This is a genomic window from Glutamicibacter sp. NPDC087831, assembly GCF_044742845.1.
GTDB lineage: Bacteria > Actinomycetota > Actinomycetes > Actinomycetales > Micrococcaceae > Glutamicibacter.
Window position 1 is genome coordinate 391,611 of sequence record NZ_JBIUVH010000003.1, and the last position, 18,911, is coordinate 410,521.

Consider the following 18,911-nt stretch of genomic DNA (forward strand, 5'->3'; position numbering starts at 1 on the left):
CAAGCGTCAGCCAAAGAAGCCCAGGTATGCAGGACTTGGCGAGTCATCGAGCTCGATTGCCGGGGCGGGACTTTGCGGCAGGATTTGCCCTGTTTGCGCGTCTACTACGACGACCGAATCCCACTGGTCCATATCGATCTGCTCCAGCACCTCGCCGGTGCGGGCTTCCATGGACACTGAGCTGTCCCAATCACCGGATGGGGCGACGTCTTGCTGGCCAGCGAGTGCCGGTGATGAGAGTGCCAGGGCGCCAACGATTAAGGTTGCTGTCGCGATGCCAATTGTGCGTATGCGCAAGGTCTTCTCCCAATGCAGTAAAGATGATTTTCACTGACTCTACCGATGTTCCCGAAGGAAACCGGGCACCACCACGCAGTATGAAACTGGCTATTTCCCGGACATCTGGTGCTGTCACAGCACTTTTAAGGCAGAATTGGGCTCAACGCCAGCTCAAGGAGACGGAATATGCCCGGGCATCACCCAATGGGTTGGATCGAAGCCGCTGTGGAGGAATGTGCATGATTGAGTTCGATAATGTTTCCAAGCACTATCCGGATGGCACCGTTGCCGTCAAGGATTTCAGCCTGCAAATTCCGGCCCACCGCACCACTGTCTTCGTCGGTTCCTCAGGCTGCGGCAAGACAACATTGCTGCGGATGATCAACCGCATGGTTGATCCGAGCAGCGGTACGCTCCGTATCGACGGCGAGGACATCGCCAGCAAGCCGGCGGTGGGCCTGCGCCGCAGCATCGGCTACGTGATGCAGAACTCCGGCCTGCTGCCTCATTTCACTGTCGCACAGAACATTGCGACCGTGCCGCGGCTCATGGGTGAAACGAGCAAGGCATCACGAGCGCGTGCCTTGGAATTGATGGGCACGGTTGGGCTTGCCGGCTCCATGGCCGACAGGTATCCGCATCAGCTCTCTGGAGGCCAGCAGCAACGCGTTGGCGTGGCACGCGGGCTGGCCGCCGATCCGAACATCCTGCTCATGGACGAGCCCTTCGGCGCAGTGGACCCTATCGTTCGCGCCGAGCTGCAAGAAGAATTGCTTCGTCTCCAAAGAGAACTCGATAAGACCATAGTCTTTGTCACCCACGATATTGATGAAGCCTTCCTCCTGGGGGACCAGGTGGTAATTCTGGCGGCGGGCGCACAGAAGCTCCAGGTCGGCAGCCCGAGTGAGATCATTGAAAATCCGGCCAATGATTTTGTCGCCTCCTTCATTGGCGCGCAGCGTGGGGCACGGGCGCTGAGCTTGAAGCAGACCGAGCACGGAACCGTCCTGGTTGATGCGCAAGGCCGGACTCAAGGCAAGCTCGTCGAGGATGGGTCAGTCCAGTGAACTGGGTCCTGGAAAATCTCGGACTCATTGGTTCGCTATCGCTGGAGCACCTGCGCCAGTCCCTGATAGCAATCATTCTCGGATTCATTCTGTCGATTCCGCTGGGTTGGGTGGCCTGGCGCTACAAACTGGTGCGCGGACCGGTCGTGAGCATCACCGGATTGCTCTACACGATCCCTTCGCTGGCTCTGCTGATGATCCTGCCCGTACTCACCGGGATGAGCGCGATCAGCGAAGCCAATCTCATTCTCGCCTTGGCGATCTACGCGATAGCGATCATGGTGCGCAGCGTGGTCGATGGGCTGAACTCGGTGGACCCGGCAACCAGGTCGGCCGCAACTGCCATGGGCTACGGATCGGCACGCCGCTTCTTCGCTGTCGACCTTCCCTTGGCCGGTCCCGTAGTTCTGGCTGGTCTGCGAGTGACAGCGGTCAGCACCATCTCGCTGGCAACCGTCGGCATCCTGGTCGGGGTAACCAACTTGGGCTACCTGTTCACCAACGGTCTGCAGCGTCGCATCATTGAAGAAGTCCTGGCGGGGATCATCGCGGTGGCAGCGATCGCGTTGCTCGTTGACCTGTTGTTGCTCCTGGCCGGCCGTTGGCTGATGCCTTGGGCTGCAACGAGCACCAGGCAAAAACGAACTGCAGCGCAGCCGTCCACGCAGAAGGTGTCCTCATGAATCTGATTTCCGATGCGCTGGCGTGGATCTTCGCTCCCGAGCAGTGGCAGGGCGATGGGGGACTGGCTAGCTTGCTGGGGCAGCACTTGCTGTTCACGGTGGTTGCTGTGCTGATTGCTAGCGCGATTGCCATCCCTGCGGGATGGGCCATTGGGCATACGGGGCGAGGAAGGGAATTGGCCGTCGGGCTGGCCGGCGTTGCGCGTGCGGTGCCATCCTTCGGACTGCTGATTCTGCTGGTGCTGCTTCTGGGAGTTCTGCACAAGCCAGAAGCGGCCATGCTGACCTTCGTCGTGCTGGCAATTCCATCACTGCTGGCCGGAGCTTATACCGGCTTCGAAGCAATTGACCGCAAGACCATCGATGCTGCCCGGGCCATGGGGATGACCGAATGGCAGATCCTCGTCAAAGTCGAGATCCCACTGGGACTTGCGCTGCTCGTAGGCGGGATCCGCTCCGCCGTTCTTCAAGTAGTCGCCACCGTTACTGTTGCCGCCTACGTGAATCTCGGCGGCCTGGGACTGCCCATCATCACCGGTCTGAACCTGCGGCGCTTCGACATGGTCCTGGGCGGCGCCTTGATGGTTGCCGCGCTGGCCTTGGTGCTGGATTTGGCATTTGCCATCGCGCAGAAAGCGGCTGTACCCCACGGGCTGGGCGTGCCCTCGGAGAAGAAGAAGAAAACTTACCAAGATACCGATGACTCAATCACCCGCGAAAGGGAAATGTCATGAGAACCAAGAAGATATTGTCCACGAGTGCTCTCGTGCTGGCCGGAAGCCTCGCACTCGCTGGATGCTCCGGTGCGGATCCGTTGGCCACCGAAAGCGATGCCACCCGGGAGGGTGGGGAAGCGATCGTTGTCGGTTCGCAGGCCTACTATTCCAATGAAATCGTTGCTGAGATCTATGCCCAGGCGCTTGAAGGAGCCGGCATGGAAGTGGAACGGAAATTCAGCATCGGGCAGCGCGATGCCTACATGCCCCAGCTGGAAGACGGCAGCATTGATGTCTTCCCTGAATACACCGGCAACCTGCTGCAGTTCTACAAGGAAGACACCGAAGCACGCTCCGCCGATGAGGTGTACAGCGAGCTGAAGGAATCCTTGCCGGAATCATTGGCCGTGCTCGAAGCCGCGCCAGCATCGGATCAGGACTCCTACACGGTGACCAAGGAATTCGCTGAAGCCAATAAGCTTGCGAGCATCGAGGATTTGGCCGGCATTTCCGAACCCTTGACCGTGGGCGGCCCGCCTGAATTGGCGCAACGCCCCTATGGACCCAAGGGCTTGGAGAGCGCATATGGCGTCAAGGCCGAATTCTCGGCAACTGGCGACACGACCGTTGAAGACCTGGCCGCCGGCACGGTGAATGTCGCCAACGTCTTTACCGCGGATCCGCGGATCCAGACGGAGGACTTGGTAGTCCTTGAAGACCCGAAGTCGCTATTCCTGGCATCGAATGTGGTGCCATTGGTGGCCGCTGATCAATCCGGGGAATTGGCAGAAGTCCTGAATCCGGTCAGCGAAAAACTGACAGCGCAGGTTCTGGTGGACCTCAACGTGCAGAGCACCGTGGACAAGAAGTCTGCCGCCGACATCGCTTCGGCATGGCTGACTTCCGAGGGGCTGTAGCCCGGCAAGCCAGCATAAGAACATAGCTTCACCGCAGCCGCACCGCCCACACAATGACGGGCAGTGCGGCTGCTTTTCCTTGTCCGGAAACGGCAGCGGCTTGGCTGAGGGGTATTCCGTGGCTTGCTCGTTTTGACAATTGATAATGATTCTCATTAGTGTTTAGCTCTGTTGGCAGAGGAGCTCGCCGGATCTCGGCGGCCGAGGCCTGCCCGCCATGAATGGAGCACTGATAGATGAAAAAACTCAATCCCTGGAAGTTGGCCGTGCCGGTTGCCATCCTGGCCCTGGCCACCGGATGCGGCGCGCCAGCCGGATCTGCCAGCGGTGCACCGCAGGGCACCGGCGCCAAGAGCATTTCCCTGGACAGTTGCGGAAGGCAGGTCGTCTTCGACAAGGCGCCGGACAGCGTTCTTGCAGTCGGGTCGGAAGCCCCGGCCCTGCTGGCCGCCGCTGGAGCGGGAGACAAGCTCACGCACTACGCAGGCAGCTGGCAGGTGCCTTTCGACGAAGAAACCATGGCGGCAGTGCGCAACGCGGAGCGGATTACCGAGGACTCGCATGATGTCTCCTACGAAATGATCCTGGACTCGGGAGCAGACGTGGTGATCGGCACCGATATCGCTGCTGGAATCGATCTCGACTCGTTGGCTGAACGCCTGGAAAGCGCCGGAGTGAAGATGCTGACCGTCAGCGGATATTGCGCCGGATTCGAGGATCGATCCACCGGCGGGCTCAGCGGCTTCGACCAGATCTACAAGGACGTCCAGTCCTACGGCCAGCTCTTCGGCACCGAGCAGGCGGCCGAGGACTCCGTGCAGCAGATGCGAGCACGCGTCGAGCAAGCCGCGCGCAGCGTCAAGCAGGAAAGCCAGCAGCGCGGGATGCCGCTGTACGTGCCCACCGCAGGCACCTTGGGATCCTACGGCCATGAATCGCTGGTTGCCGAGCAGATGGAACTGCTTGGCCTTCAGAACGTCTTCAACGACGTGCCCAAGCGCTACTTCGAGCCCTCCACCGAAGAACTCGTGAACAGCGGCGCCGACAAGGTCTTCGCCATGTACCTGCCGACCGGCTCCTCGAACTTGGAAACCGACCAGCAGGTCATCGAGGCGCTGCGCGACCGCCCCGAATTGGCCGGATTGCCCGCCATCGAGCAGGACAGCGCCATCGTGCCGCTGAACTACTACTATTCCTCGCCCGGTCCGCTGGCAGTGGACGGGGTCGAGCTGATCGCCGACCGGCTGGCCCGTTGATGAGCCAGAAAGCGGCGCTGCGCCGGCAAGCGGCCTCTTCGCGCCGCGCGGCCCGCCCGGGGCACGGACGCGGCCCCAGCCGTGGCCTGGTCCGGGGCGCCACCCCCGTGGAATTCGTCAAGCTCAGTCCGGCATCGAATACCACCGTGCTGGTGACCAGCCGGCACCCGGCGGCGCACTACCGCAGCATCGCTGACCGGCTGCTGCGCGCCGAACATGTGCACGCCGAGCAAGTCGGGTTCATCCTGCCTCCCAGCTCGCCCCGGGCCCAGGCCCGGCTGCACATGGCCGGTGGCGAATTCTGCGCCAATGCCGCGTTGTCGCTGGCCGCGCTGCAGGCCGCGCGCCGCGCCCGCAGCGGCCCGCTTGAGCTGCTGATCGAAGCTTCCGGCGCCGCGCAGCTGCTGGGCTGCCGGGTCGAGCCGGACGGTGCCGTCTACCGCTGCCAGCTGAAAATGCCCTGGCCGCTGCGCATCGACCCGTACCCGTTCCCGGGCGTCGCCGGCGCCGGGCTGGTGCGCTACGCCGATGCGGTGCACCTGGTCGCCGAATGCGACGGCTCGGATCCCCAGCTGCGCGGGCGTGCGCAGCAGCTGGCCCTGGACCTGGGCGCCAGCGAAGCGGTGTCCGTCGTGGGCATCATGCTCTACGATCCGGACCGCGGGCAGCTGGCCCCGCTGGTCAGCGTCCCGGCGCTGGGCAGCCTCATCTGGGAGGGCAGCTGCGGCTCGGGAAGCGCCGCGCTGGGCGCCTACCTGGCAGCGAAAACCGGGGCTCCGGTCAATGCCAGCGTGAAACAGCCCGGAGGCACCGTGCAGGTGCACGCCGATGGCAGCCGCGCCAAGGCCACCGCGCTGCAGATCAGCACCGAAGTAAGCATCGTGGCCGAAGGGACTGCATATATCCATGACTGAAACACCACTGGCCACCCAGGCCGCCGCCGCCGGCCTGGCCGGCGTGCTGCACGGCTACCTCGGACGGTTCGCCGAAGCCGCCCGAGACTATGACGGATCGACGCGGCACGCGGCGGCGCTCGAAGAGCTGCTGGCCGGCTATGCGCAGTTGGTCACCGACCCGGCCAATGAACCGGGCTATGCCCAGATGGCCGCCACCGACCAGGGCACGGCGCTGGTGGCGGCGCTGCGCACCGAATCGGCGCGCTGCGTCGCAGTCATCGAGAAGTACCGGGCGCTGCGCCTGCTCGAAGGCCGCAGCGGAGCCGAGGGCTACTTCGCCAACATCGAATCGTGCATCGCCGGGGAATTCGGCGCCGTCGCCCCCGACTCCAGCTCCAAGGTGCTGCTGGTCGGCTCGGGTTCCTTCCCGATGACCCTGCTGAACCTGGCCTCGCGCACCGGGGCCAGCGCCGTGGGGATCGACATCGATCCCGAAGCGCTGGAGCTGGGCCGCCGGGTCGTGGCGCAGCTGGGGCAGGGCCTGGACATCGGCCTGCAGGGCGATCAAATCCACCAGCTGGACTTCCTGCCGCAGGCCACGCACATCGTCTTCAGCTCCACGGTAGCCGTGAAATACGAGCTGCTGCACCAGTTGCACGCGCGCACCCGGCAGGACGTGGTGGTCGCAATGCGCTTCGGCGACGGGCTGAAGTCACTGTTCAACTACCCGATGCAACCAGTGGACCCCCGGCGGTGGCAGCTGGACGGAACGATCCGCCAGCCCGGGCAGGTCTTCGACATCGCGCTGTACACCAAGGCGCGCACGAGAACGGAAAGCAATTAGCCCATGGATGAACTGGGAAATATCCTCATTGCCGGAACCGGACCGGTTGCGGTGCAAAGCGCCGTGCTGCTCGGGGCGCTGCCCGGGGAACTGGGCATTGCCGGGCGCGCCTCGCAGCGCTGCGCCGCCTTCTTCGACGCGCTGGAGGCCAACGCCGGCACCGCCCGCGTCCAGGTGCAAAACCCCTCCCATGCCGCACTGGCCGGGCAGGTGCGCATCGAGCACCGCTACCGCGGCTACCAGCAGGTGCGCGGCGGCTGGGACACCCTGGTACTGGCGGCCACCGCCGACGCCTACCTGCCGGTGCTGCGCGAACTGCCGCCGGGGGTGCTCGCATCGCTGGCGCGGATCGTGCTGCTCTCGCCCACGCTGGGCTCGGCGGCACTGGTGCGCGAATTCGCCCGCCGCAGCGGCGCCGACCCGGAAATCATCAGCTTCTCCAGCTATCTGGGGGACACCCGGCAGGTGGAGGGGACCGGCGGAGCGCTGGTGCTGACCGCCGGCGCCAAGGCCCGCATCTACGCCGGCTCCACCGGCGTGGCCACGCCCGCGCTGCAGCGGCTACGTGCGGTGCATGCCGCAGCCGGCACCGAAGTGCAGCTGGCGGGATCGCCGGTTGAAGCCGAGGCGCGGAACATGTCGCTGTACGTGCATCCGGCCCTGTTCTTCAACGAGCTGGCGCTGCGCGCGGTCTTCGCTCCCGCCCCGCCCGTCCAGTACGTCTACAAGCTCTATCCCGAAGGCCCGGTCACCCCGGCGCTGATCCACTCCATGGCCGAGGCCTGGCGGGAACTGTCGGCCATCACCGCCGCACTGGGCGGCCAGCCGGTCAACCTGCTGGCCTTCATGCTCGATGACGGGTATCCGGTGCACCCCCAGAGCATCGACCCGGGGAAAGCGGCCAGCTTCGAGCAGCTGCCGGCCATCGAGCAGGAGTACCTGCTCTACGTGCGCTACGCCTCGCTGCTCATCGACCCCTTCTCGCAGCCCGACGCGCAGGGCCGCTACTTCGACTTCTCGGCCATCGCCTTCCGCCCGGTCTTCCGCGATGACCAGGGCCAGTGGGATGTGCCGCGGATGCCCAAGGAAGACTACTACCGCACCAGGATCATCGCCGGCCTGGCCCGGGAACTGGCCGTGGCCTGCCCGATGATCGACACGCTGCTCGCCGCCTACGAAGACGCCCTGGTGCAAGCGGCCTCGGCCCGGGAGGGCCAGGGCTGCTCGCCGGCCTTCGCGGTGCAGGATTTCGCCGAGGACCTGGCCATGATCAGCGCCGGAATCGGGAGTGCGGCATGAGCCAGCCAGAAGTCGAAACAGCGCAGCAGCTGCCCAGCGAACGGCGCATCATCGCCGAGATCTGGCCGGCGCTGCTGGCCTCGGCGCTGGGCCTTTTGCCCTTCACGGTGCTGAGCACCTTCCTGGTGCCCATCGCCGACTGGGCCGGGGCCGGCTATGCCGAAACCGGCACCCTGCGCGGGCTGGCCGGCGTCGGCGCGGTGCTCGCCGGGGTTGCGCTGGCCCCGCTGATCGGGCGCATCGCCCCGGGCACCGTGGCCGCCGCGGCGCTGGGGCTGATGGGCGCCGCCGCCATCGCGGGGACCTTCTCGGGCCTGGCGGCACTGGCAGTTTTCTGCCTGGCCACCGGGGTGTCCAACGCGCTGCTCTACCCGGCGCTGTCCACCGCGGCCGCGGACCGCTTCGGCACCACCCCGGCCGCGGGCCGGGCAGCCACCTTGGTGATGACGGCCCAGACCCTGGCCTCCACGATCGGCGCGCCGCTGCTGGTGCTGCCGGCGATGTTCTGGGGCTGGCAGGGAAACCTGGTCGCCATCGCCGCCATCAGCATCGCCCTGATCCCGGCGGTGCTGCGCTACGGCCGCCGCGGCGCCGGGCACTGCGCGGCAGACCCGGCTCCGGCTCCAGCCCGGCTGGGCTACCTGGCTGCCTTCCGCACCCTGGCCGGCGTGCCCGGAGCCCGGTCGCTGCTGCTGGTCTCCTTCGGCCGCGCCGGCGCCTTCATGGGGCACCTGGCCTTCCTGGCCCCGCTGTACGCGGAGAAGTTCGCGCTGACCGCCAGCTGGTTCGCGTTCATCTGGTCGGTCAGCGGCGGGGCCTTCTTCCTGGGGCACCTGCTGGCCGGGCGGGTGCTCAACGCCGGGGATTCGCAGCGGCGCACCCGTGCGGTGATGGTTTTCAGCCTGGGCATTTCGCTGGTGGCGCTGTTCGGCGTCTACCTGTCGCCGGTGCTGCCGCTGGCGGTGGCCGGCACGGCGGTGCTTTCGGCCAGCCACGCGGTGGTCTCGGCCGCCGTGATGAGCCTGCTGGTGAGCCGTTGCACGCAGGTGCGCGGCACCGCGCTGAGCCTGAACGCGGCCGGCATGTCCCTGGGCCTGTTCCTGGGCACAGCAGCCTCCGGAGCGGCGCTGGGCGCCGCCGGCTACCTGACCGCCGCTGCCGTGCTTGGCGCATTGACCCTGATTGCGCTGGCTGCGGCACTGAGCCTGCGCACCGATTCCATTGGCGAAACCCCCGAAAGGCAACCATGACCCCGTTGGAACCTGCATTGCGAGAACCCCGGGAACCGCTGGCCTGCGCCGGCGATGACCTGGACCATGACCGGCGGGCCCGGCACACGTGGCTGTGGATCGCCGGGCTGCTGGCCGTACTCGTGGCCACCTTGCCGGTGGCCGTAGGGCTCGGCCCGGTGTCCATCGAGCCGGGCACCGTGCTGCAGATCCTCAAGGTGCACCTTTCCGGGATGCCCGCACCTGGTGCATTCAGCGCCTCGGACCAGTCCATCGTCCTGCTGCTGCGCGTACCGCGGGTGCTGCTGGGTGCCGCCGTCGGGGCCGGGCTGGCCCTGGCCGGGGTGGCGCTGCAGGCGCTGACCCGCAACATCCTGGCCGAACCCTACCTGCTGGGCGTGACCTCCGGGGCATCCACGCTCTCGGCGGCCTCGATCCTCTTTGGCGCCACCGCCGGCATCGGCACGGCCTCGCTGGCGACGAGCGCCTTTGCCGGCGCGCTGGCCGCCGGGATCTTCGTCTACCTGCTGGCGCGGGTCGGTTCGGAGATGACGTCCACCCGGCTGGTGCTGGCCGGGGTGTCCGTGGGCTATGTGCTCCACGCGCTCACCTCGCTGCTGATCTTCGCTTCGGATGACCCCAATGCGGGCCGTTCGGTGCTCTTCTGGACGCTGGGTTCATTGGCGCAGGCAACCGGGCAATCGGCAATGATCACCTGGATCGTGGTGCTCGGGACCGCCACGCTGCTGGCCTATTGGTCGCGGCCGCTGGACGCGCTGGCCATCGGCGATGGCACCGCGCAAGCGCTGGGAATATCTCCGGCGAAGCTGCGTGCGGCCGTCATGGTGGTGACCGCGGTGTGCGTGGGCGCGCTGGTCGCGTCCTCCGGCGGCATCGGATTCGTCGGGCTGGTGATTCCGCACGTAGCCCGGCTGTGCGTCGGTGCCACGCACCGCACCCTGATTCCGGTAGCCGCCCTGCTCGGCGCGATCTTCCTGGTCTGGGCCGATGTGCTGGCCCGGACGGCCATGGCACCGCAGGAATTGCCGCTGGGAATCGTCACCGCATTGCTCGGCGCCCCGCTGCTGTTCGCGCTGGTTCGCAAGCTCAATGCGGCCCAATAGGAACCAAGGACCTGGAAGAAGGCAAGAACCATGATTACTGCTACAGATATTTCCGTGGGCTATGGCGGAAAGCTGGTCATTGAATCGGCGGGGCTGCAGGCAGGCCCCGGGGAAGTGGTGGGGCTGATCGGCCCCAACGGCAGCGGCAAATCCACCCTGCTGCGCACGCTCTATGCGGCGCTGCGGCCCACGGCAGGACTGGTGCTCGTGGACGAGCGCCCCGTCACCGAGCTGCGCGGCAACGACCTTGCTCGCAGGATTGCCGTCGTGGCCCAGGAAACGCCCACCGAGCTGCCGGTCAGTGTCGCCGAAATGGTGCTCCTGGGCAGGGCTCCGCACCGCAAGGCGCTGGCCGCCTTTGCCCGCGAGGACCACCAGGCAGTTGCCTCGGCATTGTCCCGGGTCGGCGCCCGGCACTTGGCCGACCGCCGCTACTCGACCCTGTCCGGCGGCGAAAAGCAGCGCGTGCTGGTTGCCCGGACATTGGCCCAGCAGGCCGAGCACTTGCTACTGGATGAACCCACCAACCACCTGGATATCCGCTACCAGCATGAGCTGCTGCGCATGGTCGGGGAACTGGGAACCACCACGGTGGTGGTGCTGCACGAATTGAACCTGGCCGCCCGCTACTGCAGCAAGCTGGTCATGCTGGCCAACGGCGGGGTCATCGCTGCGGGGACGCCCCAGGAGGTGCTGGACCCTGAACTTCTGCTGCAGGTCTACGGGATCCATGCGCAGCCGGTGCTCGTGAACGGCATCGTGCAACTGGTCTTCAGCCTGGCAGATGAGCCAGCACTGCAACATAGTGGCAGTTCAGTGCCCGGATGATAGCCTGCCCGGTAGGCAAGCAATGGCCAAGCGCCTGCCTGCCGGGCCCCAGCATTGACCGTGAAAGGTACCACTGCCATGACGTCTTCCGCCGCAATCGAGGCAGACAAGCACTACGATCTGATCATCCTCGGCACCGGTTCTGGCAACTCCATTCCGGGTCCAGAATTCGATGGAAAATCCATTGCCATCATCGAGAAGGGCGCTTTCGGCGGTACCTGCCTGAACGTCGGCTGCATCCCCACCAAGATGTATGTCTACGCCGCAGACGTCGCCCTGGAAACCAGGCAAGCGGCACGGCTGGGAATCGACGCGCAGGTCAATTCCGTGGACTGGCCAGGCATCGTGAGCAGGGTCTTCGATAAGCGCATCGATCCCATTGCCCAGGGCGGCGAAGACTACCGCCGTGGCGCGCAGACACCGAATATCGACGTCTACGACCAGCACGCGCGTTTTGTCGGCGAGCGCACGCTGCGTACCGGGCAGGGAACAGAAGCCAGGACCATCAGCGCGGACCAGATTGTCCTGGCCGCCGGGTCGCGCCCGTTTATTCCGCAGGAAATCATCGATTCGGGCGTAGCCTTCCACACCAACGAGGACATCATGCGCTTGGCCCGTCAGCCCAAGTCCATCGTGATCATCGGTGGCGGCTACATTGCCATGGAGTTCGCCCACGTTTTCGAAGCATTGGGCACCAAGGTCACCATCCTGGCCCGTTCCGAGCTCATGCGCCAGCTGGATGCCGATCTGCGCGGGCCATTCAACCAGATGGCCGCAGAACGCTATGACGTGCGCCAGGGCAGGAGCATGGTCAGCGCCGTGCAAGAGCCCGACGGGGTGAAGCTGACCCTGGATGACGGTTCCACCGCCAGTGCGGAGGTGCTGCTTGTGGCCACGGGGCGCATCCCAAATGGCGACCAGCTGGATCTGGACCGTGCCGGCATCGACTCCGAGGACGGCCGGGTCAGCGTGGATGAGTACGGCCGTTCGACATCTGCCGAGGGCATCTGGGCGCTGGGCGATATTTCCTCGCCCTTCCTGCTCAAGCATGTGGCCAACGCGGAAATGCGCGCGGTACGCCATAACCTGCTGAACCCGCAGAACATGAAGCAGATGCCCCATGAGCACGTGCCGGCGGCGGTCTTCACCCACCCGCAGATCGCCTACGTCGGCATGACCGAGGACGAAGCCCGCGAGGCAGGCCATGACATTACCGCCAAGGTGCAGAAGTACGGGGATGTGGCCTACGGCTGGGCGATGGAAGACAGCACCGGTATCGCCAAGCTCATCGCTGACCGGGAAACCGGCAAGCTGCTGGGCGCGCACTACATGGGACCGCAGGCTTCAACGCTGATCCAGCAGATGATTACGGTGATGGCCTTCGGGCTGGATGTGCGCGAGGTCGCCACGCAGCAGTACTGGATCCACCCGGCCTTGCCGGAGGTCACCGAGAACGCATTGCTCGGCCTGGACTTCTCCTAGCGGCGGCCTGGCCTCCCGGCAGCGAACGGAGGCCAACTGGCAGCTGACCCCGGAGGCAGTAGCAAATATTGCCTAGTCGTCCTAGGCTGTAGCCATGAATGGGAAAACTTCAAGGACCGTGGCCTCGATGACCCGAAGCATGTTCGCGCTCGCTGCAGGGGTGGGCATGGCGCTCGGTGCGCTGGCGGTGCTCTGGATGTTCTGGCCGATCCGCGGGGACGGCTATGGAAGCGGTCTGGGTGATCTCGGCCTGCCCTTGGCCTACGGCGCGCTCGCAGGAGTGGTGGTGGGCCTGATCTGCTGCAGCGGTGCGTATGCGGCCATTGAAATCCAGGCCATGGGGAACCAGCCGGCCACGGCAGCCAGGCAATCGGCCGCTGCCGGGATCGGCGCGGGCATCGCTGCACTGCTTCCGGCGTCGGCAGTGGCCGCGCTGGGCTGGGGCGAAATCGATCCGGCCCCGTTCCTGGGCACAGCCCTGGGGCTGCTGGCAGTGTGCTTCGCCTCGGGATTCGCCATCCGGGCCGGGCTCAACCGCTGCGCGGCCCGCGGCTGAGTCCATTCGGGCTGCGCAGCCAGGCGCTGGCTGGATCTTGGCTGGACGCCGCTGGCAGTGCAGGGCGTGCTGTGGCACTTTTGGAAGCGGGCGCTTGGCCCAAGCGCCCGGCACGAAAGCAGACCAGGAGTGCAAATGAAGTTCAAGAGCCATCTCGCCGCATGCGCCGTGGCCGGCCTGCTGGCCGGGGCGGTGGGGCTGGCCGGAATCCCGGGGGCCCACGCCAGCGGCACGACCTACACCCAAGAGGTCTCCAGCGCCGCTACCTGCGCCATGATGGAAACCGCCACGGTGGATGCCTTCAAGGCGTCCGGGTACGAAGTCGGCAGCCACGCCTGCCTGGAAGGCAATGGCCGCTACACCTTGGTGATCGAGTACTCGCAATAGTTCCCGGGCGCCACGTGACGATTATCTAGCTGCTGGCGCACCCCGTGCAGACGTGTAAATTCGGGGCGCATCCAGCCGGGGGCGATACCCTTGGAGTATGGCCCCACGTACCCAGTCTCAGGGGACGAAGAAGACCGCGGCGCGCAAACCCAAGGCGCCTGGCTCCTCGTCCTCCAAGAAAACGCCCGAGAACCCGGATGCGGAACTCGCCCTGCCGCTGCGCGCAATACGCAGCGTGTGGATGGGCATTGCCCGGATCTTCGGCGGCGCATTCCGCCGCATCGGCGGAACCGTCAAGCCTGACTACGAGCTGCGCCGCGACGGCACCGGACTGTTCCTCGCGCTGATCTCGATGATCGTCGCGATCATCGAATGGTGGGGCCTGCGCGATGCGGGCTGGTTCGGCACCGGCGTGCACGCGGTCGCCGGCGGCACCCTGGGCTTCATGGCCGTGCTGCTGCCGGTGATCTTGTTCCTCGGCGCCTTCCGGCTCTTCCGCTACCCGGAGGCGGTCACCGCGAACAACCGCATCGGCATCGGCCTGCTGATCATGACGCTCTCCGGCTCGTCCATCGCCTCGCTGGCCAACGGCTCGCCAGCGGTCTCCGACGATTTCCAGGCACTCTGGAATGCCGGCGGCATGGCCGGTTCCATCCTGGGCACCCCGCTGGGCCTGCTGATCTCGGTCCCGGGCGCCATGGCCGTGTTCATCTTCCTGGTGGTCATGTCCATCCTGATTGTCACCGCCACGCCATTTACGCAGATCCCTTCGCGCGTGCGTTCGGGCTACAACCGCCTGCTGGGCCAGGACCCGGATGCACCCCGTGCCACCCGACCCACGGCCGCAGTGGAACTTGATCCAGCCGGCGAGGACCATGACCAGTCCTACCTCTACCCGCAGGACGAGGCTCCGGCCCCCGCTGCCAGGAAGAAGAAGCCCGGCTTCTTCGAACGCCGGGCCGCGGCCGCCCGCAAGGTCACCGAGGTCTACGACGTGGACGGCGGCGAGCACGCTGAACGCCCCGGCGATGTCGCCTACGACAAGGCGGTCATCGGCCAGGATGATCCTGCCGAGCAGTCCACCGGCGCGATGCCTGCCGTCAACCGCAACTCCGGCAAGATCTTCGACGCCGACGAGGCCGCCACCCAGGCCATCGCCCGCCCGGACTTCGAGTCCGCCGCCGCCCCGGCCCAGGAAGACACCGCCACGGTGGCCATCCCGAAGCCCTCCGGTCCTCCGCCAGGGGTCAAGCGCCCGACCAAGGCCGAATCCGAGATGGCCGAGATCATGGCCAATATCGGGCTGAAGGCCGAGCCCGAGGCCACCACCTCCGCGATGGACCAGGTCTCCTCGCGCGCCGCCGGGCTCGCCGCATCCCCGCAGGCCCCGATCCCCGCGCGCAGCGAGCAGCTACAGCTGTCCGGGGATGTCACCTACACCCTGCCCGAGGAGCACTACCTTCCTGCCGGCCCGCCGGCCAAGGAAGCCTCCGAGGCCAACCAGGTGGTAGTCGATGCGCTGACCAACACCCTGCAGCAGTTCAAGGTCGACGCCAAGGTCACCGGGTTCTCCCGCGGGCCCACGGTGACCCGCTACGAGATCGAGCTGGCCCCGGGCACCAAGGTCGAAAAGGTCACCGCGCTGTCCAAGAACATCTCCTATGCGGTGGCTTCCTCGGATGTGCGCATCCTCTCGCCGATTCCGGGCAAGTCCGCCATCGGCATCGAGATCCCGAACACCGACAAGGAAGTCGTGGCGCTGGGCGATGTGCTGCGCAGCTCCAATGCCCGCAAGACCGAGCACCCGATGGTGATGGGCGTGGGCAAGGACGTGGAAGGCGGCTTCGTCGTGGCCAACCTGGCCAAGATGCCGCACCTGCTGGTGGCAGGCGCCACCGGCGCGGGCAAGTCCTCGTTCGTGAACTCGATGATCACCTCGATCCTGATGCGCTCCACCCCGGACGAGGTGCGCATGGTCATGGTCGACCCCAAGCGCGTGGAGCTGACCGCCTACGAAGGCGTGCCGCACCTGATCACCCCGATCATCACCAACCCGAAGAAGGCCGCCGAGGCACTGGGCTGGGTGGTCCGCGAAATGGACACCCGCTACGACGATCTGGCCAACTTCGGTTTCAAGCACATCGACGACTTCAACAAGGCGGTCAAGGCCGGCAAGGTGCACCCTCCGGAGGGTTCCAAGCGCGTGCTCAAGCCCTACCCGTACCTGCTGGTGATCGTCGATGAGCTCGCCGACTTGATGATGGTCGCCCCGCGCGATGTCGAAGAGTCCATCGTGCGCATCACCCAGCTGGCGCGTGCCGCCGGCATCCACCTGGTGCTGGCCACCCAGCGCCCCTCGGTGGATGTGGTCACCGGCTTGATCAAGGCCAACGTGCCCTCGCGCATGGCCTTCGCGACCTCATCGGTCACCGACTCCCGCGTGGTCCTGGACCAGCCCGGGGCCGAGAAGCTGCTGGGCCAGGGCGACGCCCTGTTCCTGCCGATGGGCACCTCCAAGCCGATGCGCGTGCAGGGCGCCTGGGTGACCGAATCCGAAATCCACCGCGTGGTCGAGCACGTCAAGAGCCAGCTGAAGCCCGAGTACCGGGAAGACGTGATCCCGGCTGCCGAGAAGAAGAAGCAGATCGATGAGGACATCGGAGACGATCTGGATCTGCTGCTGCAGGCTACCGAGCTCGTGGTCACCAGCCAGTTCGGCTCCACCTCGATGCTGCAGCGCAAGCTGCGCGTGGGCTTCGCCAAGGCCGGACGCCTGATGGACCTGATGGAATCGCGGGGCGTTGTCGGCCCTTCCGAGGGCTCCAAGGCCCGCGATGTGCTGATCCAGCCCGATGACCTGCCCATGGTCCTGGCCGCGATGCGCGGCGATGACCCGGCGACCAGCACCCCGTCGGCCACCGAGGCCGCGCTGGTGGCCGAAGCCAACGTGAACCACGCCGAGCCGGTCACCGACTATGCCGAGGACCTGGTTGCCAAGGATCTGGAAGATCGCCCGCAAGCCGTCGACTACTTCGATGGCTCCGACGAACCTGGCGAAGACGCCTGGGACCTGACAGGAAGAAACTGAAACCCATGAGCGAGCAAGCTGGCCGCAGTGCCCAGCCACCGGTACCGACGCTGAATATCGCCAACGTGCTCACTACCATCCGCATCATCATGGTGCCTTTCTTCGTCTGGTCCCTGATGGCCGATAACCACGAGCAAGGCCTGTGGCGCTGGGTCGCGCTGGGACTTTTCGTGGTGGCCATGTACACCGACAAGCTCGACGGGGACCTGGCGCGCAGCCGCGGGCTGGTAACCAACTTCGGCAAGATCGCGGACCCGATCGCCGACAAGCTGCTCACCGGTTCGGCGCTGGTTTGCTTCTCGATCCTGGCCGAGCTGCCTTGGTGGGTCACCATCGTGATCCTGGCGCGCGAATGGGGCATCACCTTGCTGCGCGTGGTGGTCATCCGCTACGGCGTGATTGCCGCGAATATGGGCGGCAAGATCAAGACCGTGTTGCAGGCCATCGTGATCGGCCTGTACCTGCTGCCCTACACCCACACCATTGACTGGCTGGGCACCGTGGCGTGGTACCTGATGCTGCTGACCCTGGCCGTCACCGTGGTCACCGGACTGGAATACCTGGTCAAGGCCGGCCAGCTGGCAGCCGCGGCCAAGAAGCAGAAGTAGGGCCGGCACCATGAAGCCCCAGGCACCCGAGGTGATCGCCAAGGCCATTGAAGGCGATGTGCAGCTGGCTACGGCCGAATCGCTGACCGCTGGCATGATTGCCGCGCGCCTGGCCGAGGTGCCCGGCGCCTCGGCGGTGCTGCGCGGGGGAGTTGTCAGCTATTCCTCGGCGGTGAAGTCATCGCTGCTGGGCGTCGACGAGATGCTGCTTGCCTCCAACGGATCGGTGGATCCCGAGGTTGCCCGGCAGATGGCCGTAGGGGCGCAGCGTGCCTGCGGTGCAGACGCGGCGATTTCTGCAACCGGGGTCGCTGGACCGGACCCGCACGATGGCAAGGCGGTGGGAACCGTGTATATTGGGTGGGCCATGGGCGCTGACTCGGGATCCGAAGTCCACCACTTCGTGGGAGACCGGGCACAGATCCGCGAGCAGAGCACCCTGGCGGCACTTCACCAGTTCGCTGCCATCTTGGATAAAGCTTCTTCACAGTAAGACGCGAAATACTCTTCTTCCCGAGATGTTACGCAAAAATCACGGCATATGTGGCGTAGGTCGCATTTAAGTGATTAGGGTGAATGTACGGGAACAAAATCGTATGACCTGTCGTTGTACGAATTGCAGGGCCGCAAGGATGGCCCCCGTATTTGATTAGATCTTCGAGATGGACCTAGGAGCAGAGGCTAAATTCATGGTCAAGCAACCCGTAACTGTCAATGGTGTCGTCCGTTGGCGCGATATGGGAGAAGCCCATATGGTCCAGCCCGAGAAGGAGGAGCACAAAATGGTAGTACTCCGTCATGAAATCGGCGATGTTCTGCGCGACGTCCGTCAGCGCCAGGGGCGTACCCTTCGCGAGGTTTCGCATAGCGCACGTGTTTCCCTTGGCTACCTGTCCGAGGTTGAGCGTGGCCAGAAGGAAGCCTCTTCGGAGCTGCTCTCCTCGATCTGCGTGGCGCTGGAAATCCCATTGTCCCTGATGCTCCGTGAAGTATCCGAGCGCGTTGCCCTGGCAGAGGGCATTGCTATCCCGGATACCGTCCCTACGGATATGGCCAACGAGTTTGCGGCCAAGAGCGGCAACAAGCCATTGGCCTCGGTCTAGAACCAAATTTTTTAGGGCTACCGCTACTCAGTAATCGAGACTGCCGGCAGCCGTGCAAGGAGCCTGCGTGAAATGCGTGGGCTCCTTGCCTATGCGTGGGAGAATAATTAGGTGAAAATCAGCGATTTCTGGCGCAACATGGAAAACGAGTTCGGCGCGCGGTACTCCCACGTGCTGGCCGATTCCATGGCCCTTACCGAACTTGGCAGCCTTACCGCCGCGCAGGCGCTGGACAAGGGCATCAAGCCCAAGCAGATTTGGGAAGCCCTGTGCAAGGCGCAAGACATTCCGGCCGAACGCTGGCTTGGCGTGGATATCGAGCCGAAGGAATCGTAGCGACTCCGTTCGAAAGTCCCGGCACTGGATCTTCGAACATGCCGTGTTGAATTTCGAACACCTGTTCGGATAGGGTTATCCTAGAAGCAACGCAGGAAACTGCACCAAGAACTTAAGCACTGAGACTGTCCACACTTGAGGGCTATCGGAGTCCAAAGTGTCGGTGGGCAAGCATACTGTCTATTGCAGGACAAAATTCATGAGCAAGTACGT

General features: G+C 65.2%; 20 protein-coding genes. 19 read left to right on the plus strand and 1 reads right to left on the minus strand.

Annotated features, from left to right (window positions below):
• Nucleotides 1-6 precede the first annotated feature (6 nt).
• Nucleotides 7-297 carry a hypothetical protein gene (locus ACIOJF_RS12600; protein WP_402735579.1) on the minus strand — a complete coding sequence of 97 codons (291 nt, stop codon included), beginning with the start codon at nt 295-297 and terminating at the stop codon, nt 7-9.
• A 221-nt stretch (nt 298-518) separates the two neighbouring features.
• On the opposite strand from ACIOJF_RS12600, the gene ACIOJF_RS12605 reads away from it, so the two are divergent.
• The 19 genes from ACIOJF_RS12605 (at nt 519) to ACIOJF_RS12695 (ending at nt 18,698) form a co-directional block, all read left to right on the plus strand.
• Nucleotides 519-1,346: an ABC transporter ATP-binding protein gene (locus ACIOJF_RS12605; protein ID WP_105658185.1), complete on the plus strand. Its 828-nt coding sequence runs from the start codon at nt 519-521 to the stop codon at nt 1,344-1,346.
• Nucleotides 1,343-2,029: an ABC transporter permease subunit gene (locus ACIOJF_RS12610; RefSeq protein ID WP_332731422.1), complete on the plus strand. Its 687-nt coding sequence runs from the start codon at nt 1,343-1,345 to the stop codon at nt 2,027-2,029. The genes ACIOJF_RS12605 and ACIOJF_RS12610 overlap by 4 nt, the downstream gene beginning before the upstream one ends.
• The gene (locus tag ACIOJF_RS12615; protein WP_402735580.1) at nt 2,026-2,763 is read left to right on the plus strand and encodes an ABC transporter permease; all 738 of its coding nucleotides are present in this window, start codon (nt 2,026-2,028) and stop codon (nt 2,761-2,763) included. Before ACIOJF_RS12610 ends, ACIOJF_RS12615 begins: the two co-directional genes overlap by 4 nt.
• Complete coding sequence (locus ACIOJF_RS12620) at nt 2,760-3,662, plus strand: ABC transporter substrate-binding protein (protein ID WP_402735581.1); 903 nt, start codon at nt 2,760-2,762, stop codon at nt 3,660-3,662. Before ACIOJF_RS12615 ends, ACIOJF_RS12620 begins: the two co-directional genes overlap by 4 nt.
• Nucleotides 3,663-3,898: 236 nt before the next feature.
• Complete coding sequence (locus ACIOJF_RS12625) at nt 3,899-4,918, plus strand: ABC transporter substrate-binding protein (protein ID WP_332594695.1); 1,020 nt, start codon at nt 3,899-3,901, stop codon at nt 4,916-4,918.
• The gene (locus ACIOJF_RS12630; protein WP_402735582.1) at nt 4,918-5,832 is read left to right on the plus strand and encodes a hypothetical protein; all 915 of its coding nucleotides are present in this window, start codon (nt 4,918-4,920) and stop codon (nt 5,830-5,832) included. The genes ACIOJF_RS12625 and ACIOJF_RS12630 overlap by 1 nt, the downstream gene beginning before the upstream one ends.
• Nucleotides 5,825-6,658 carry a class I SAM-dependent methyltransferase gene (locus tag ACIOJF_RS12635; RefSeq protein WP_105658179.1) on the plus strand — a complete coding sequence of 278 codons (834 nt, stop codon included), beginning with the start codon at nt 5,825-5,827 and terminating at the stop codon, nt 6,656-6,658. Before ACIOJF_RS12630 ends, ACIOJF_RS12635 begins: the two co-directional genes overlap by 8 nt.
• 3 nt (nt 6,659-6,661) lie before the next feature.
• Nucleotides 6,662-7,957, plus strand: coding sequence for an opine metallophore biosynthesis dehydrogenase (locus ACIOJF_RS12640; protein ID WP_402735583.1), 1,296 nt, complete (start codon nt 6,662-6,664; stop codon nt 7,955-7,957).
• Nucleotides 7,954-9,207, plus strand: a complete 1,254-nt coding sequence (locus tag ACIOJF_RS12645; protein WP_402741693.1) for an MFS transporter — start codon at nt 7,954-7,956, stop codon at nt 9,205-9,207. Before ACIOJF_RS12640 ends, ACIOJF_RS12645 begins: the two co-directional genes overlap by 4 nt.
• Nucleotides 9,204-10,310, plus strand: a complete 1,107-nt coding sequence (locus ACIOJF_RS12650; RefSeq protein WP_402741694.1) for a FecCD family ABC transporter permease — start codon at nt 9,204-9,206, stop codon at nt 10,308-10,310. Before ACIOJF_RS12645 ends, ACIOJF_RS12650 begins: the two co-directional genes overlap by 4 nt.
• 30 nt (nt 10,311-10,340) lie before the next feature.
• On the plus strand, nt 10,341-11,138 hold the full coding sequence (locus ACIOJF_RS12655) for an ABC transporter ATP-binding protein (protein ID WP_402741695.1): 798 nt from the start codon (nt 10,341-10,343) through the stop codon (nt 11,136-11,138).
• Nucleotides 11,139-11,216: 78 nt separating this feature from the next.
• Nucleotides 11,217-12,620, plus strand: coding sequence for a mycothione reductase (gene mtr / locus ACIOJF_RS12660; protein WP_402741696.1), 1,404 nt, complete (start codon nt 11,217-11,219; stop codon nt 12,618-12,620).
• Nucleotides 12,621-12,714: 94 nt separating this feature from the next.
• Nucleotides 12,715-13,176, plus strand: coding sequence for a hypothetical protein (locus ACIOJF_RS12665; RefSeq protein ID WP_402741697.1), 462 nt, complete (start codon nt 12,715-12,717; stop codon nt 13,174-13,176).
• Between the two features lie 135 nt (nt 13,177-13,311).
• A complete protein-coding gene (locus ACIOJF_RS12670) occupies nt 13,312-13,563 on the plus strand; it encodes a hypothetical protein (protein WP_105658172.1) in 252 nt (83 codons plus the stop codon).
• A gap of 97 nt (nt 13,564-13,660) precedes the next feature.
• Complete coding sequence (locus ACIOJF_RS12675) at nt 13,661-16,651, plus strand: DNA translocase FtsK 4TM domain-containing protein (RefSeq protein WP_402741698.1); 2,991 nt, start codon at nt 13,661-13,663, stop codon at nt 16,649-16,651.
• Between the two features lie 5 nt (nt 16,652-16,656).
• On the plus strand, nt 16,657-17,259 hold the full coding sequence (pgsA, locus tag ACIOJF_RS12680; RefSeq protein ID WP_402735590.1) for a CDP-diacylglycerol--glycerol-3-phosphate 3-phosphatidyltransferase: 603 nt from the start codon (nt 16,657-16,659) through the stop codon (nt 17,257-17,259).
• 10 nt (nt 17,260-17,269) lie between these two features.
• Nucleotides 17,270-17,752 carry a CinA family protein gene (locus ACIOJF_RS12685; RefSeq protein ID WP_105661877.1) on the plus strand — a complete coding sequence of 161 codons (483 nt, stop codon included), beginning with the start codon at nt 17,270-17,272 and terminating at the stop codon, nt 17,750-17,752.
• A 196-nt stretch (nt 17,753-17,948) separates the two neighbouring features.
• Nucleotides 17,949-18,362 (plus strand): helix-turn-helix domain-containing protein, encoded by a 414-nt coding sequence (locus tag ACIOJF_RS12690; RefSeq protein WP_105658240.1) that lies wholly within the window; start codon nt 17,949-17,951, stop codon nt 18,360-18,362.
• A 111-nt stretch (nt 18,363-18,473) separates the two neighbouring features.
• Nucleotides 18,474-18,698: a DUF3046 domain-containing protein gene (locus ACIOJF_RS12695; RefSeq protein ID WP_105658168.1), complete on the plus strand. Its 225-nt coding sequence runs from the start codon at nt 18,474-18,476 to the stop codon at nt 18,696-18,698.
• The last annotated feature ends 213 nt before the right edge of the window (nt 18,699-18,911 follow it).